This is a genomic window from Natronococcus jeotgali DSM 18795 (genome assembly GCF_000337695.1).
GTDB lineage: Archaea > Halobacteriota > Halobacteria > Halobacteriales > Natrialbaceae > Natronococcus > Natronococcus jeotgali.
In genome coordinates, this window is sequence record NZ_AOIA01000116.1 from 100,689 (window position 1) to 116,005 (window position 15,317).

Sequence of the window (15,317 nt, forward strand, 5' to 3'; positions counted from 1 at the left end):
ATGAGTAACAACAGATCGTCCCGCGGTTTCGTTGTTCAGTTTGCGTCGTGGATCTGAGGCGGTCGAACTGTTACATGGAGATGCAGACGTACCTTTTTCTCGTCGGGTTCGCTCGCGTCGCTCGCTCACCACTCCTCCAAAAATCTACGCTAAAAAGCCGCCTCCGCGGGCTTCGCCCGCTTCGGCGGGGAACCGCTCGCTTCGATCGCGGATTCTGGCGGTGATACCTGCTTCACCTGTACGGAACGCGAGTTTCGCTCCCTCTCTGAATAAAGAAACCGTGCTACCAACCATTAGTAATATAACAACTTGCCCGTACAGGACAGACGGCCACTATGGTTCGAGCACGAATCGTCGGGCTGGAATTGGTCCTCGCGACCGGACTCCTCCTCTGGACGACGACTCGAGTCAGCGGCTACGAACGACAGGTCCTCTTTGCACTGCTGACGATGAGCGTCGCGCTCGCCGCCGTCGTCCTCTTTCGCTCGCTCGAGCGCGTCGATGAGCGCGAGTAACTCGCTCGAGCGGAGGTATAGCCTCCCTCGAGACGGGACTGCACTGGTCTCGCGTCGCTCGAGCGCGGTCACGAAAGAACGGGGAAGCGACTCGCCGACTGCGTCAGGTTTCGTCCTCGTCAGTGAGATCCTCGATCCAGCTGATCGCGGCCATCGCCTGCGGGAACCCCAGCGTCGGGATCGAGAGCGCGGCGACCTGTTTCAGGGCCTCGGGGTCGACGTCCTCCTCGAGCCCGCGCCGGACGTGAGAGTGGACGGCTCCCTCCGATTGGGCGCCGATCGAGAGCGCGAGTTTGAGCAGGCGTTTCGTCTCGTCGTCGATCGGGCCCGCTTCGGAGCAGGCCTCGCCGAGGTCGGCGTACGCCTCCCAGACCTCGGGGTAGTCGTCGGCGAACTCGCCCGCCGTCGACGGCAGTTCGTCGGGATCGTCGATCTGATCTGCCATGCGTGGGGTGGTCCGCCCGGACCACCAAGATACTTCTGCCGAGCCCCGGGAGCCGGGAACCGGCGCACTCGATCGCCCCGAGCGCTCGAGGTGTCGACCGGTCGCAGAACCCTTTTCTACGAACCGACCAACCCCTCCGTATGGACGGACTGGATCTCGCGGTCGGGGCCTTCGGCCTCAGCGGGACGGCCGCGATCTTCGCGCTCACCTACCGGGATGCGATTCGACGGGAAATCTCCCGACCCGTCTTTTGGGCCGCGGTCACTGCGATCCCGTTCCTACTTGGGGTCGGGCTCTACCTGTTCGCGCCGGTTCCGATGACCGGCGTGATCATGACCGCAAACACCGGGATCGTCATCTACACGTTCGAGCGCGAGATCGCCGACGAGGACGACGAGGACGGCGGCGAACCGGTCGAACCGGGCACGCTCCCCCACCGGAAGTAGCGCCCTCGAACGGACTCACTGTCCTCGACTCTCCTGACACCGCACGGCTTTTGCCCGCGCCGCGTAAACGGAGACCAACATGAGCGACTCCGCGGATCCCGGATCGAGCGCCGACGGGGACGACGCCCCCGCCCAGGTCTCGAGTCCGGACTACCACAGCGAGAACCACACCGCGGCCCAGACCTGCGGCTGGACGGCCAACGCCCTGCGCGGCGAGGGCTGTTGCTACAAGAAGGTCTACTACGGGATCGAGTCCCACCGCTGCATCCAGATGACGCCCGTGGTCAAGTGCAACGAGCGCTGCGTCTTCTGCTGGCGGGACCACCGGGGCCACGCCTACGAGCTCGGCGACGTCGAGTGGGACGATCCCGAGGCGGTCGTCGACGCCTCGATCCGCCTGCAGAAGAAACTGCTGTCCGGATTCGGCGGGAACGACGAGGTTCCCCGCGAGGTCTTCGAGGAGGCGATGGAACCGCGCCACGTCGCCATCTCGCTGGACGGCGAGCCGACGCTGTACCCCTACCTCCCGGAGCTGCTCGAGGCCTTCCACGACCGCGATATCACCACTTTTCTCGTCTCGAACGGCACCCGTCCCGAGGTCCTCAGGGAGTGTGATCCCACGCAGCTGTACGTCAGCGTCGACGCCGCTGAACGCCACACCTTCGATCGGGTCGTCAAGGCCGTCGAGGACGACGCCTGGGACCGCCTGCTCGAAACGATGGGCGTCCTCCGCGAGAAAGAGGAGACGCGGACGGTGTTGCGGACGACGCTGGTCGACGGCGAGAACATGCACCACCCCGACTGGTACGCCGGCTTCTACCAGCAGGCCGACCCCGACTTCGTCGAGCTGAAGGCGTACATGCACGTCGGCCACTCTCAGGGGCGGCTCGACCGCTCGTCGATGCCCGACCACGAGGAGGTCGTCGCGTTCGCCGAGCGCGTCGGGGAGTACATGCCCGAGTTCACCGAGGTGAAAGGCGTTCCGTCCTCCCGTGTCGCCCTGCTCTCGAAGACGACCGACACCTGGGTGCCGAAACTCGAGAAGGACAGCGAGTTCTGGGAGCGGGACCCGATGACCGGCGACTGACCCGAGCGCCGGCCCGTACGGCCGACCCGTCGACACGTTCGGCCGCGAAGACGTTCGCCGGAGGGCTTTTACCCGCGTCGGGCGGACGTTCAGTACGAAGCGAATAAACTTCCGCCAACTGCATAACGGTTTCGTTACGCATTCCACATCCGATACGCTTTTGAGTGATCCGACGAAACGTCCAGGTATGTCAGTGTCAGCGGAGTCTTCGGTCGGCCACGACGAACTCGCCGTTCTCAAGCTGCTCGCCCTCGAGGGCGGGCTCGAGGGGGACGTCAAGATTTCCTGTTCCCGCCTCGCGGATCGGCTCGACGCGTCGAACCAGACCGCCTCGCGGCGGCTCCAGCGCCTCGAAGCGGCCGACCTGCTCGAGCGCGACACCGTCAGCGACGGCCAGTGGGTCGCGGTGACCGACGCGGGCGAGCGGGCCCTCCACGCCGAGTACGAGGACTACCGCCGGATCTTCGAGACCGACGCCGAGGTCGCCCTCGAGGGAACCGTCACCAGCGGGATGGGCGAGGGTCGCCACTACATCTCGCTGCCGGGGTACGAACGCCAGTTCGCCGAGCGGCTCGGCTACGAGCCGTTTCCGGGGACGCTGAACGTCGACCTCCGCGAGGACAGCGTCCGCCGCCGGAGCGCGCTGGCCTCGCTCGAGCCCGTGCCGATCGACGGCTGGGAGGACGACGACCGAACGTACGGCCCAGCGGTCTGTCACCCGGCGACCGTCGAGACCGCGGACGGCGACGCGTACGAGGGAGCGCACATCATCGCCCCCGAACGAACCCACCACGACGAGGACCAGCTCGAGGTCATCGCCCCCGACAAGCTCCGCGAGGAGCTCGACCTCGCGGACGGGGATCGCGTGACGGTCACCGTGGGTGATCGCCGATGACCGGCGGCCGCGCCAGCGCGAACGCCGGGGCGGGCGGACGGTCGCCGGCGACGTTCGAGCGCGCCCTCGAGTCGCTGCGGGCCGGCGAGCCGGTGCTGGTCCACGACGCGGCCGACCGCGAGGGCGAGACCGACCTCATCTACCACGCCGACGCCGTCACGCCCGAGGCCGTCGCGCACCTGCGCAACGACGCGGGCGGGCTGGTCTGCGTCGCGCTTGGCCACGGCGTCGCGGAGGCGTTCGACCTCCCCTTCTACGCCGAGGCGGTCGACCACCCCGCGACGGCCGATCACGAGCTGGGGTACGACGAGCGCTCGTCGTTCTCGCTGACGGTCAACCACCGCGACACCTACACGGGCATCACCGACGCCGACCGCTCGCGGACGATCCGGGCGCTGGGCGAGGCCGCCGCCGACCCCGCCACGACGGAGTTCGCGTCCGAGTTCCGGGTGCCCGGCCACGTCCACCTGCTGAAGGCGGCCCCGGAGCTGCTCGACCAGCGGGAGGGTCACACCGAACTCGGGCTCGCCCTCGCCGACGCCGCCGACCTCCCGCCCGCGGTCGTCGTCTGCGAGATGCTGGACGAACGGACCGGCGAGGCGCTCGTCCCGGCCGACGCCCGCGGCTACGCCGACCGCCACGACTACGTCTACCTCGAGGGTCGGGACGTGCTCGAGCGGCTGGACTGAACCGTTCGTCAGTCGCCGTCGCTTCCCAGCGAGCGCCGCTGGGATCCCGGACTGCTCCGGTAGACCGCGTACAACACGAGAACGGCGATCGAGAAGTCGAACCCGTGCTCGACGAGGTGGTGGACCGTCATGGGCACGAGCCCGAAGACGGTGCCCAGCCCGACGATCGATCGGATCACGAGCAACCCGAGCACGGCGGTGATCAGCAGGTACCGCCTCGATCGCCGACGGGAGTAGGCGACGACCCCGCAACAGAACAGCACCGTCGTGCCGATCGCTGCCAGCACGATGACGACGAGCAGTATCGGGGTCAGCTGGGGGTCGACCCAGCCGCCGCCGACCGGGATCGGGAACTGCATCTTCGGTGTCGTACGTCGGTCGGGGCGGTACTATGTCCTTCGGTCGCGAATGCGGGTAGTATGTCGATCGGGGTCGACCGTTCCACAACCCGTCCGGAGGCGGCGACGGTCGGCCCGTTCTCGCGGATCGGGAACGATCGAAACCGGTTATCAGTGCGGATCCGCTAGCGGTCGACGCCGACCGTCCGCCGACGGAGCCGATGCCAATGACAGACACGAGACGACAGATCGAAGCCCACGTCCGCGCGAACGCCGGCATTCACTTCAACGAGCTCGTCCGGGAGTCGTCGTTCGCGCCGGGGCAGATCCAGTACCACGTTCGCCGATCGATCGACGACGGCGAGCTCGTTCGCGGCGAGTTCTACGGCCGAACGCACTACTACACACCCAAGTACGACGAACGCGAGCGGGCGGTGCTGGCGCTGTTCCGGCGCGAAACCGCCCGCGAGATCGTCGTCTACCTGATCGAGCACGAGCCGACGGGACCGAGCGCGGTCGCCGACGCGCTCGGGATCGCCCGGAGCACCCTCGAGTACCACCTCGAGCGCCTGGTCGAACGGACGGTCGTCGAGAAGGAGTACGACGAGCGCAACCGCGTCGTCCTCCGGCTCGCGAACCGCGAGCGGACCGCCGAGTTGCTGTCGGCGATCGAGCCGACGGTTCCGGACCGACTGCTCGACCGGTTCACCCGTCTCGTCGACGGCTTGCTCGAGAGCCCGGGCGACTCGGAGTAGCCCGGGTGCGGCGTCGGGCGCACGTCGCGAGTCGTTCGCGATCCCGTCCCGCGTCGTCCGCCCGGACCGCCAATCGCGAACGTTCATTACGCCGGGCTTCGTCCCCCCGTCTATGGGATTCGACGAGATGGACGTCGACACGATCTGGATGGACGGCGAGTTCGTGGACTGGGACGACGCGCAGATCCACGTGCTCACCCACGGTCTGCACTACGGGACGGGAATCTTCGAGGGGGCGCGCTGTTACGACACCGAGGAAGGGCCCGCGATCTTCCGCTGGGACGCACACTTAGAACGGCTCTACCAGTCGGCCAAACCCTACGAGATGGAGATCGGCTACGACCGCGAGGAGCTGACCGAGGCGACTCTCGAGCTTGTCCGGAGCCAGGAACTGGCCTCCTGTTATATCCGCCCCGTCGCCTTCTACGGCTACGACAGCCTCGGGGTGAGTCCCGGCGACTGTCCGACGCGGATCGCGATCGCCGCCTGGCCGTGGGGCACCTACCTCGGCGAGGACGCCCTCGAGAACGGGATCGAGGTGATGGTCTCCTCCTGGCGGAAACACGCCTCGAGTCAGATCCCGACGAACGCCAAGACCACGGGGCTGTACGTCAACAGCATGCTCGCGGGCGAGGAGGCCCGCCGCAACGGCTACGCCGAAGCGATCGTCCTCAACAAGGAGGGCGACGTCGCCGAAGGCCCCGGCGAGAACGTCTTCCTCGTGCGCGACGGCGAGATCTACACGCCCGGGCTCTCGGAGTCGATCCTCGACGGCATCACCCGCAAGACCGTGATCACGCTCGCGGAGGATCTGGGCTACACCGTCCACGACAGCGCCTCGATCTCGCGGGGCGAACTCAACACCGCCGACGAACTCTTCTTTACGGGCTCGGCGGCGGAGGTCACGCCCATCCGGAAGGTCGACAACGTCGTCATCGGCGACGGCTCGCGGGGTCCGGTGACCGAGGAGCTCCAGTCGAAGTTCTTCGAGGTCGTCGAACGGCGCACCGACGAGTACGACGACTGGTTCACGTACGTCTAGGGAGCGTCGAGTCGAACGCTCGAATCGTCCGAACGAGGGGACTCCGGCGTTAGCGACTGCTCGTCGTCACTTCCAGGCGCAGCCCGTCGCCGTCCTCGGGGACGTACGACGCGGGATCGACGGACTCGCCGTCGACCAGCGCCCGCAACTCGGTGGTGGCGTCGGCCTCGTCGTAGGTTACCCCGTCGTGCTCGAGGACGTGGTTGCCCTCGATCGTCTCGAACCGGAAGTGAGGCAGCAGGTCGATCCCCTCGGCGATCGTCACCGGTTCCTCGCCTTCCATGTACCAGTTCTCGTCGCCGTCGTGGAGGTGAAACCGAACCGAGTGGTTCTCGGCGTTCTCGGCCTGGTACCGGTCCGCCGAGAGGTCGATCGGGTCGCCGTCGATGACGATCGCGATGTCGCCGCTCGCGTTGACCCCGTCGTCCGAGAGACATCCGGCGAGGAATGGAACGCTCGAAACCCCCGCGAGAACCGTTCGTCGTTGCATACTCGTTCGAAGGCGGGGTCCGATCAAAAGGGCCCGGTTTCGGCGCCGACGGCGCCTCCGAAAGCGAGCCCCGATCAGTCCTCGAGGCGCGGTTCGGAGTCCGTCTCCCCGCCGTCGGCGGTCGTCTCGTCGACGACGTCGATCGGAATTCCGGACTCCATGTCGCGGCTCCGATTCGAGTCGCCGAAGCCGGCGCTCAGCACGCGCGTGAGCGCATCCTCGACGTCCTCGTCGAGTTCGGTGATCTGCTCGGATTCGACCTCGACGACGAACCCCGTCGTGATGTTCGGCGACGTCGGCAAGAAGAGCACCTCGCGACCGTCCTCGGTCACCTTCCCGGTCTTGAACGCGGTCATTCGGAGTCCCCGCCAGGTCTCGATCTTGACGGGTTTCTGCAGGGAGTCCTGCTCGCCGAAGGCGGTCTCGGCGGCCATCTTCGAGGCGTTGTAAACGACCCGGATCACGGGAACCCGGTTGGCGACGTTGTCGAGGAGCCGTTCGACCAGTCCGCCGACGGTCGTTCGCATGAGGTAGCCGACCGAGAACGTGAGGATGATCAGCACCGCCAGCGCGACGATCACCCGGAGAAACTGGGCGAGTTCCTCGCGGGTCTGCTGGGCCTGCGCCCCGTCGTCGGGGATCAGCGGGCGGAGGACGGCCTCGTCGAGGATCAGCTCCGGCGTCAGTCCCGCGATAAACCCGTAGAGCCAGTAGCTGACGTACAGCGTCACGAGGATGGGGCCGAGAACGATCAGCCCGCTCGCGAAGTCCCGCTTCCACGAAGCCATTGTGCGTTCACTCTCACCGGAGCTAATGAGCCCTTTCCTTTACCGGCCGAGGACGGCTCGCAGCGCGAACCGGAGGTTCTCCTTGCGCTCCATCGCGCGGCGATAGAAGTACGACTTCCAGCGGGCGCCGTAGGGGACGTACTGGTAGACCTCGTACTCCTCGGCGAGCTCGAACTGGGCGTCGTTCCGGACGCCCATCAGCATCTGGATCTCGAAGTCGGTGCCGTGTTCCTCGTGGAGTTCGATCGCGCGCTCGATCATCGCCGGGTCGTGGCTGCCGACCGCGATGCCGTCCTCGAACTGTTCGAAGGCGAACTCGAGCAACGCCTCGTACTCGCGGTTGACGGCCTCCCCGTCGGTGTAGGCGATCTCGGAAGGTTCGTCGTAGGCGCCCTTGACGAACCGAACCTTCCCGGGAACGTCGGCGAGTCGTTCGACGTCCCTGCGGGTTCGTTTCAGGTTCGCCTGGACGCAGACGCCGACCCCGCCGTCGGCCCACCGGTCCGACGAGGATCGCGTTTCGGCGGAACGCTCACCGCCCCCGTACGCTCGGGCCAGCTCCTCGTAGGCGTCGAGGGTCGCGTCGGTCGTCGTGTGATCTTCCATGTCGATCCAGACGAAGACGCCGCGGTCGGCCGCCGTCTCGACGATCTCCTCGAGGTTCTCCCGGAAGACGCTCTCGCCGAGGTCGAGGCCGATCTGGGTGGGTTTGACCGAGATCGTCGCCTCGAGGTCCGACCGCGCGATATCTTCGACGAGCTCGCGGTACTCGCGGGCGTCGGCGTCGACGTCCTCGCGGTCGTCGTAGTGTTCGCCCAGCAGGTTCACGATCGCCTTCACGTCCCGGCCGTTCAGCTGGCGAACGTGCTCGAGGGCCCCGGCGGGTCCCTCCCCGGCGACGAATCGGTTCGCGACTGGCGGTATCATACTCGAGTGATACGACGCCGTTCACAAGGAAGTAGCGCTCGCTCTCCTCGCGGGAAACCGACGCGCCGGGACCGCCCGGGACGCTGCGGAACCGCCTCGATTAAGACACGCGGGTTCGTTCCGCCGCACATGGCAGTACTCGAGACGATCGTCGTCGCCTTCTGGGCGATGTTGCCAGCCTACGTTCCCAACAACGCCGCGGTGCTCGCCGGCGGCGGTCGGCCGATCGACGGCGGACGGACCTGGGGCGACAAGCGCGTGCTCGGGGACGGAAAGACCTGGCGTGGAACCGCCGCGGGGATCCTCGCCGGCGTGGCGCTGGCCGGCGTCCTGACCCTCCTCGCCGATCCCGTGCGCGCGGCGACCGGGATCGGCGTGCCGTCGTTCGTCCCGCTCGCGGCGTTCGGGCTCGCCGCGGGGGCGATGCTCGGCGACATCGGGGCCTCCTTCCTCAAGCGCCGGACCGGTCGCCGGCGCGGCGCGATGTTTCCCGGACTCGACCAGCTCGACTTCGTCGTCGTCTCCCTTCCTCTGACGGCGCTGCTGGCGACCGAGTGGTTCTTCGAGGTGTTCACGTGGGGCGTGGTCGCCGTCGTCGTCGTGCTCACGCCGGTGTTGCACGTCACGACGAACGTGATCGCCTACAGGCTCGGACTCAAGGACGAACCCTGGTGATCGTCGGGATCGGACGCTCGCTGCCCCGTCGAACGGGAGAAACGGCGTCTCGACGCCTTCGCCGTCCGCGTCGCTCGATTTCCCTCCTGAATCGATTTCTGTGTACGACCTCTATAGTTACTGTGGACAAATTATTTATCACTGTTCCTCCTGGGCCTACGTATGACGGCAGGTCCACCGATCGACGACCTACACTACGAGGAGGCACCGAACGTCGACACCGTCCCCGGCCCGCGCTCGCGCGAGCTGCTCGAGAAACAACGCGAGATCGACAGCAGCGCGGTCGCCTACCCCGAGGACATCCCGGTCGCGTTCGAGGAGGGCTCGGGCGCGACGGTCCGGGACGTCGACGGCAACACCTACATCGACATGTTCGCCGGCATCGGCGTGCTCAACGTCGGTCACGCGAACCCCTACGTGCTCGAGGCCGTCCACGAGCAGGCCGACAAGCTGGTCCACACGGTCGACTTCCCGACCGAGGCCCGCCTCGAGCTGATCGAGAAACTCGACGAGATCGCCCCCGACGGACTCGCGGGCAACCAGAAGGTCGTCTTCGGCGGCCCGACCGGTAGCGACGCCATCGAGGCCTCGATCAAGCTCTCGAAGTACAACACCGGCGGCGACGGCCTGATCGCGTTCCGCGGGGCCTACCACGGCGCGACGACCGGCGCGATGAGCGTCACCTCGAACAAGAGCTTCAAGGAACACTACACGCCGTTGCTGCCCGACGTCGTCCACGCGCCGTATCCGAACCCGTTCGAGCAAGGCAAGCAGCCCCAGGAGGCCGTCGACCACGCCCTCGAGGAGGTCCAGGCGATCCTCGAGGACCCCTACGGCGGACTCGCGAACCCCGCGGGGATCATCGTCGAACCGATTCAGGGCGAGGGCGGCGTCGTCACGCCTCCGGAGGGGTTCCTGCGGGGGCTGCGCGACCTCGCCGACGACAACGACGTCACGCTCGTCTTCGACGAGATCCAGAGCGGCTTCGGCCGCACCGGCGAGTGGTGGGCCAGCGACTGGGCCGACGTCACGCCGGACGTCATGACCTCGGCGAAGGCGCTGGGCGGCGTCGGCTTCCCGCTGTCGGCGACGATGTACCACGAGGACCTCGACACGTGGGGGTCGGGCGATCACGCCGGCACCTACCGCGGCCACGTCGTCGCGATGCGGGCCGGCAGCCGCGCCATCGAGTACATTCAGGACCACGACCTGCTGGCTCACGGCCGCGAGCTGGGCACGTACATCCGCGACCGACTCCGGGAGGTCGCCGACGGGAACGACCGCCTCGGCGACGTCCGCGGCCAGGGGCTGTTCATCGGCGCCGAGTTCGTCGATAGCGACGGCGCGCCGGCCGACGACCTCGTCGACGAGATCCAGCAGTACTGCTTCGAACACGGCGTCCTCGTCTGGTCGGCCGGCCGTCACGGCAACGTCCTCCGGCTGCTGCCGCCGCTCGTGCTCACCCAGGAGCTCGCGGAGACGGCGCTCGACGTTATCGCCGACGCGATCGAGCACGCGACCGCAGAGACCAGACAGACGGCCTGACGACCCGAACGATGTCCGACACCGAACCCATCACCACCGACGGCGCACCGAGCAACGACAACCCCTACTCCCAGGGCGTCCGCGCCGGGGACACCCTCCACGTCTCGGGCTACGGCCCCGTCGATCCCGAGACGGGCGAGGCCGTCGACGGCGACATCGGTGCCCAGACCGACCGCGTGCTCGAGAACGTCGCCGCGGTCGTCGACGAGGCCGGCGGCGACGGTCTCGCGGACGTCGTGAAGGTGACCGTCTACCTCACGGATCTCGAGGACTACGAGCTGGTCAACGAGGCCTACGGGGAGACGTTCGGCGAGGAGCCGCCCGCCAGGGTCTGCGTCGAGGTCTCGCGGCTGCCCGAGGACGTCCGGGTCGAGATGGACGCGACCGCCTACCTCGGCTAGAAGCGACGAAACTCGTTTTCGACCGGTTTTGCGCGACCGGGTGGCGTCGCCCGAAGACGGAACCGTCTCGACCGTCGACGACCCGTCCGCGACGCCACCCCGCGGGTCGGCGCGATTCGATCGTCGTATCGCCGTCCAAACGAAGGCCGTCCCGACAAACGTACCGTTAAGTGAACCGACTGCCTACCGCCACGAAAGATGGTGTACGACGTTCGAAACCGGCTGTCGGAGCTCAGACGGGAGTTCCACCGATGCCCGGAACCAGGGTGGCGGGAGTTCCGGACGACGGCCCGGATCGTCGAGGAGCTCGAGCGACTCGGGGTCGACGAGATCGCCGTCGGTCGGGAGGCGCTCTCGACCGACCAGCGGATGGCGGTGCCCGACTCGAGCGAACTCGAGCCCTGGCTGGAGCGCGCCCGCGAGGCGGGGGTTCGCGAGGACGTCCTCGAACGGACTGCGGACGGCCACACCGGCGTGGTCGGCGTCCTCGAGCGCGGCGAGGGGCCGACGATCGGGCTCCGGGTCGACATGGACGCGATCTCGATGACCGAGTCCGACCTGGCCGAGCACCGACCCGCCGCGGAGGGGTTTCGCTCGGAACACGAGGGGTTCATGCACGCCTGCGGCCACGACGCCCACATCGCGATCGCGCTGGGGACGATCGAGGCGATCGGGGAGAGCGATTTTTCGGGGACGCTGAAAGTCTTCTTCCAGCCCGCCGAGGAGATCTCCGGCGGCGGGAAAGCGATGGCCGAAGGGGGGTACCTCGACGACGTCGACTACCTGCTGGCGCTCCACGTCGGACTCGACCATCCGACGGGCGAGATCGTCGCCGGCGTCGAGAAGCCGCTGGCGATGGCCCACCTGACGGCGACGTTCGAGGGCGCCAGCGCCCACGCGGGGAAGGCGCCCAACGAGGGCGGCAACGCGATGCAGGCCGCGGCGACGGCGATCCAGAACGCCTACGGGATCCCCCGCCACAGCGAGGGCCAGACCCGCGTCAACGTCGGTCGCATCGAGGGCGGCACCGCGAGCAACGTCATCGCCGAGGAGATCGCGATCGACGCGGAGGTCCGCGGTGAGACGACGGGATTGATGGAGTACATGCGGACCGAACTCGAGCGCGTCTGCTACGCCGCCGCGGAGATGCACGACTGCGACGTCACCCCCCGGGTCGTCAGCGAGTCTCCCAGGGCCGATAGCCACCCCGCCCTGCGCGAGCTGGTCGAGGGCGTCGCCCGCGACGTCGACGGCGTCGACCGAGTGATCCCCTCGACGGAGTTCGGCGTCAGCGAGGACGTCACCTACCTGATGAACCGCGTTCAGGACCGCGGTGGCCTCGCATCCTACCTCCTCGTGGGGACCGATCACCCGACCAACCACCACACGCCGACGTTCGATATCGACGAGGACAGCCTCGAGATCGGCGCGGCGGTGCTCTCGCGGACGATCCTCGAGCTCTCCCGGCGGCCGGTGTGAGTCCGCCGCGGTTCGACGAAGCTATCCGCTCGCCGTCAGGTTGCTCGGATCAGAAACATTAATTCCCGCGATCCGCCAGTATTGCGTATGAGCCAGGATGACGTTCCGCAGTCGCTTCGGACCGCGGCCGACTCGGATCGGCCCCGCGGGATCCTCACACCCTCCGATCGCGACTTCCTCCTCGGTCGCAAGACGGACTACACCGACCACTCCAAGAAACAGAAGCGAAATCGGATCCGACGCCGGGTCCGCAACTCGATACTCGATTTCAGCATCCTCTTCGAGTACATGGAGGAACGGGACCGCGAGACGGTGTTCGATCCCGACGACGAGGATCGGGACGCCTACACCCAGGGGATCACCGACATGCTCGCTTTCCTCCACCTCGGGGCGATGGGGTATCACACCCCGTTCAGGGACATGCTCTCGGAGGGCGTCGGCAAGGCCGAACAGCGCCTGGCCGGCTCGAACTACCGGATGGTCAACGTCGAGTTCAGCGTCGAACCTGTCGGCCAGATCGACGTCGACGAGGTCGTCGCGAAACTCGAGAACGAGGAGTTCGCCCAGCTCACCGACGAGGAGCTGCGGGCGTTCGTCCGACTGCTGACGATGTCCGACTCCTTCTCTCCGGAGGCCACCCGCGAGGAGATCAAGGACCGCGTCGACGAGTTCGCCGAGCGCGCCGACGAGAGCGCGGCCGCTCGCGAGCGGAACCTCGAGGAGTTGACCAACTGACCGCCGTCCGCTTCGGTTTCGCACCGAACGAGGGGGTTCGAAAAATCGAATACAGTACGCGATTACGAGTATCGTTTGACATAGTTAGCGGATAGTTCGACGAATCGCGGGTTCGAATCGTAGATTTGATTGTTGGGTGCTATACCGTGAACTCCTGAAGATATAGCTATAACCACTGCCCGACTGTTCGATTATGGGTTCCGTTGAGGCGATCCGTACACGATCCGTATAATAAACGCAATCTGTGTATGGTAGATACGAAAAGGAAATGTTTATGCGAGATACTGGCAATGGGTTCGGTATGCCATCGCAGCGCACGGCGAGTGGGAGGGAGAACCGCCGCGGATCGAACCGACCGCTCGGCTCGAGAGCCGGAGGTGAGTTCGCGTGAGCAACAGCGAACGGGGGATGGTCGGCCGGTTCCTCGACGAGCTCGACCCGGTCGTCTTCGCGTTCGGCGCCTTGCTGACCGTCGGCGTGATCGTCGCCTTCTTCGTCGATCGGGACTTCGTCGCCGGCGGGATCGAAACGGTCCACGCGGAGATGCTCAGCTACATGAGCTGGGCGCTGCTGGTGATCGTGTTCCTGATTGTCGTGTTCCTGTTGTACCTGATCGTCGGTCCCTGGGGACGGCTCAAGCTCGGCGACGAGGATCCCGAGTACAGTTTCCTCTCGTTTTTCTCGATGTTGTACTCGGCCGGGTTCGCGGCCGGCGTCGTCTTCTGGGGGCCGACCGAGGGGCTGTTCTACTACGCCGATCCGAACCCGCTGTTCGGCGTCGAAGGCGGCACCAGCGAGGCGGTCCCACTCGCGATCCAGCAGACGCTGTTCCACTGGGCGCTCCCGCAGCTCGCGGTGTTTACGATCATGGGGATCGCGATCGGCTACTTCGCGTACAACTACGAGAAGGTCCCGCTGCGCGCCTCGTCGGCGCTGACGCCGATCCTCGGGAAGGAGAACCTGGACGGCCCCGTCGCTAAAGTCGTCGACATCCTCGCCGTCTTCGCGACGATCGGCGGCGTCGCGACCTCGCTGGGCTTTATCGGCAGCCAGTTCGTCAGCGGGCTGGAGTACCAGTGGGGGCTCAACTTCGGCGACGTCGGCATCTTGCTCGTGGTAACGACGATGACGATCCTCTTTACGATCTCGATGGTGCTCGGGGTCGACAAGGGGATCCGTCGGCTCTCGAACTTCAACATGGGGCTGTTCGTCGTGATCATGCTGGCGACGTTCATCCTCGGTCCGTCGATGTTCCTGCTGTTGCTCGGCTCGCAGGCCATCGGCGGCATGATCAGCGACTTCGTCTCGATGAGCCTCTACACCGGCGCCGGCGATGGCGGCACCGGCTGGGTCGAGAGCTGGACGGTCTTCTACTGGGCGTGGGCGCTCTCGTGGTCTCCCTTCGCCGGGCTCTTTATCGCGCGGATCTCGAAGGGGCGAACCATTCGCGAGGTCGCCTTTACCGGAATCGTCGCGACCTCCGCCGCGACCATCCCCTGGTTCACGTTCGTCGGCGGGACCGCCGTCTACCTGCAGGACACAGGCGCCGCGGACTTCGGCGCGGTTATCGCCGGCGAGGTCGGCCCGGAGGTCTCCGGCTTCATCCTGTTCGACGCCCTGCCCTTCGGCGCGGTCTTTATGGTCGCGTTCCTCCTGATCGTGACGACGTTTTTCATCACGTCCGCCGACTCCTCGACGCTCGCGGTCTCGATGATGACCACCGGTGGCAAGGAGTCGCCCTCGACGATCAACCGCGTCTTCTGGGGCATCGTCCTCGGGCTGACCGCCGCAATCTTGATGATCCTCGGCGGCGAGGGCGGCGCCGGCGCCCTCGAGCAGGCCGTCGTCATTACCGGTGCGCCGTTCGCGATCGTCTGTTTCCTCGCGATGCTGTCGCTGATCAAGAACCTGAGCGGCACCAACGGCCGCGTGCTGCTCCAGGAGGAGACGGTGCTCGTCGGCTCGGCGGAACGGCGATCCGACGATCCGACCACGACCGCGGAGCCGGGCGACGACGACTGACGGGACGTTCGAATCGTCCGGTATCGTCCGCATCGGTTCGTTC

The 15,317-nt window shown here is 66.7% G+C and carries 18 protein-coding genes; 13 read left to right on the forward strand and 5 right to left on the reverse strand.

From position 1 onward, the window contains the following. Positions 1 to 335 precede the first annotated feature (335 nt). Positions 336 to 515 (forward strand): hypothetical protein, encoded by a 180-nt coding sequence (locus C492_RS12710; protein WP_049893042.1) that lies wholly within the window; start codon positions 336 to 338, stop codon positions 513 to 515. Positions 516 to 618: 103 nt separating this feature from the next. Here C492_RS12710 and C492_RS12715 read toward each other — a convergent pair whose 3' ends face one another. Continuing rightward, complete coding sequence (locus C492_RS12715) at positions 619 to 960, reverse strand: carboxymuconolactone decarboxylase family protein (protein ID WP_008424160.1); 342 nt, start codon at positions 958 to 960, stop codon at positions 619 to 621. Positions 961 to 1,100: 140 nt separating this feature from the next. Between C492_RS12715 and C492_RS12720 the strand changes: the two genes are divergently transcribed. From C492_RS12720 to ribB, 4 genes are all read left to right on the forward strand, one after another. Beyond that, complete coding sequence (locus C492_RS12720) at positions 1,101 to 1,406, forward strand: hypothetical protein (protein WP_008424162.1); 306 nt, start codon at positions 1,101 to 1,103, stop codon at positions 1,404 to 1,406. Positions 1,407 to 1,485: 79 nt separating this feature from the next. Next, positions 1,486 to 2,493, forward strand: coding sequence for a 4-demethylwyosine synthase TYW1 (gene twy1 / locus C492_RS12725; RefSeq protein ID WP_008424163.1), 1,008 nt, complete (start codon positions 1,486 to 1,488; stop codon positions 2,491 to 2,493). A gap of 187 nt (positions 2,494 to 2,680) precedes the next feature. Beyond that, positions 2,681 to 3,388 carry a DUF120 domain-containing protein gene (locus tag C492_RS12730; protein WP_049893043.1) on the forward strand — a complete coding sequence of 236 codons (708 nt, stop codon included), beginning with the start codon at positions 2,681 to 2,683 and terminating at the stop codon, positions 3,386 to 3,388. After that, positions 3,385 to 4,077 (forward strand): 3,4-dihydroxy-2-butanone-4-phosphate synthase, encoded by a 693-nt coding sequence (ribB, locus tag C492_RS12735; RefSeq protein ID WP_008424166.1) that lies wholly within the window; start codon positions 3,385 to 3,387, stop codon positions 4,075 to 4,077. The genes C492_RS12730 and ribB overlap by 4 nt, the downstream gene beginning before the upstream one ends. 8 nt (positions 4,078 to 4,085) lie before the next feature. Here the strand turns inward: ribB and C492_RS12740 are convergent, their stop codons facing one another. Continuing rightward, positions 4,086 to 4,436, reverse strand: coding sequence for a DUF7471 family protein (locus C492_RS12740; RefSeq protein WP_008424168.1), 351 nt, complete (start codon positions 4,434 to 4,436; stop codon positions 4,086 to 4,088). 206 nt (positions 4,437 to 4,642) lie between these two features. On the opposite strand from C492_RS12740, the gene C492_RS12745 reads away from it, so the two are divergent. Together C492_RS12745 and C492_RS12750 are read left to right on the forward strand one after the other, a co-directional pair. Beyond that, positions 4,643 to 5,170 carry a winged helix-turn-helix transcriptional regulator gene (locus tag C492_RS12745; protein ID WP_008424170.1) on the forward strand — a complete coding sequence of 176 codons (528 nt, stop codon included), beginning with the start codon at positions 4,643 to 4,645 and terminating at the stop codon, positions 5,168 to 5,170. 112 nt (positions 5,171 to 5,282) lie between these two features. Further along, on the forward strand, positions 5,283 to 6,212 hold the full coding sequence (locus C492_RS12750) for a branched-chain amino acid transaminase (protein WP_008424172.1): 930 nt from the start codon (positions 5,283 to 5,285) through the stop codon (positions 6,210 to 6,212). A 49-nt stretch (positions 6,213 to 6,261) separates the two neighbouring features. On the opposite strand, the gene C492_RS12755 is transcribed toward C492_RS12750, so the two are convergent. The 3 genes from C492_RS12755 to C492_RS12765 form a co-directional block, all read right to left on the reverse strand. Continuing rightward, positions 6,262 to 6,702 (reverse strand): hypothetical protein, encoded by a 441-nt coding sequence (locus C492_RS12755; RefSeq protein ID WP_008424174.1) that lies wholly within the window; start codon positions 6,700 to 6,702, stop codon positions 6,262 to 6,264. Positions 6,703 to 6,776: 74 nt separating this feature from the next. Beyond that, positions 6,777 to 7,490 (reverse strand): DUF502 domain-containing protein, encoded by a 714-nt coding sequence (locus tag C492_RS12760; protein WP_008424175.1) that lies wholly within the window; start codon positions 7,488 to 7,490, stop codon positions 6,777 to 6,779. Between the two features lie 39 nt (positions 7,491 to 7,529). Further along, positions 7,530 to 8,417: a proline dehydrogenase family protein gene (locus C492_RS12765; RefSeq protein ID WP_008424177.1), complete on the reverse strand. Its 888-nt coding sequence runs from the start codon at positions 8,415 to 8,417 to the stop codon at positions 7,530 to 7,532. Positions 8,418 to 8,546: 129 nt separating this feature from the next. On the opposite strand from C492_RS12765, the gene C492_RS12770 reads away from it, so the two are divergent. The 6 genes from C492_RS12770 (at position 8,547) to C492_RS12795 (ending at position 15,274) form a co-directional block, all read left to right on the forward strand. Then, the gene (locus C492_RS12770; protein WP_008424179.1) at positions 8,547 to 9,092 is read left to right on the forward strand and encodes a CDP-2,3-bis-(O-geranylgeranyl)-sn-glycerol synthase; all 546 of its coding nucleotides are present in this window, start codon (positions 8,547 to 8,549) and stop codon (positions 9,090 to 9,092) included. A 162-nt stretch (positions 9,093 to 9,254) separates the two neighbouring features. Next, positions 9,255 to 10,637, forward strand: coding sequence for an aspartate aminotransferase family protein (locus tag C492_RS12775; RefSeq protein ID WP_008424181.1), 1,383 nt, complete (start codon positions 9,255 to 9,257; stop codon positions 10,635 to 10,637). A gap of 11 nt (positions 10,638 to 10,648) precedes the next feature. Further along, on the forward strand, positions 10,649 to 11,038 hold the full coding sequence (locus C492_RS12780) for a Rid family detoxifying hydrolase (protein ID WP_008424183.1): 390 nt from the start codon (positions 10,649 to 10,651) through the stop codon (positions 11,036 to 11,038). Positions 11,039 to 11,236: 198 nt separating this feature from the next. Next, positions 11,237 to 12,517 carry an amidohydrolase gene (locus tag C492_RS12785; RefSeq protein WP_008424184.1) on the forward strand — a complete coding sequence of 427 codons (1,281 nt, stop codon included), beginning with the start codon at positions 11,237 to 11,239 and terminating at the stop codon, positions 12,515 to 12,517. Positions 12,518 to 12,604: 87 nt separating this feature from the next. After that, entirely contained in the window at positions 12,605 to 13,252 is a 648-nt protein-coding gene (locus tag C492_RS12790) for a hypothetical protein (RefSeq protein WP_008424186.1), read from the forward strand. A gap of 408 nt (positions 13,253 to 13,660) precedes the next feature. Further along, positions 13,661 to 15,274, forward strand: coding sequence for a BCCT family transporter (locus C492_RS12795; protein WP_239643439.1), 1,614 nt, complete (start codon positions 13,661 to 13,663; stop codon positions 15,272 to 15,274). Positions 15,275 to 15,317: the final 43 nt, after the last annotated feature.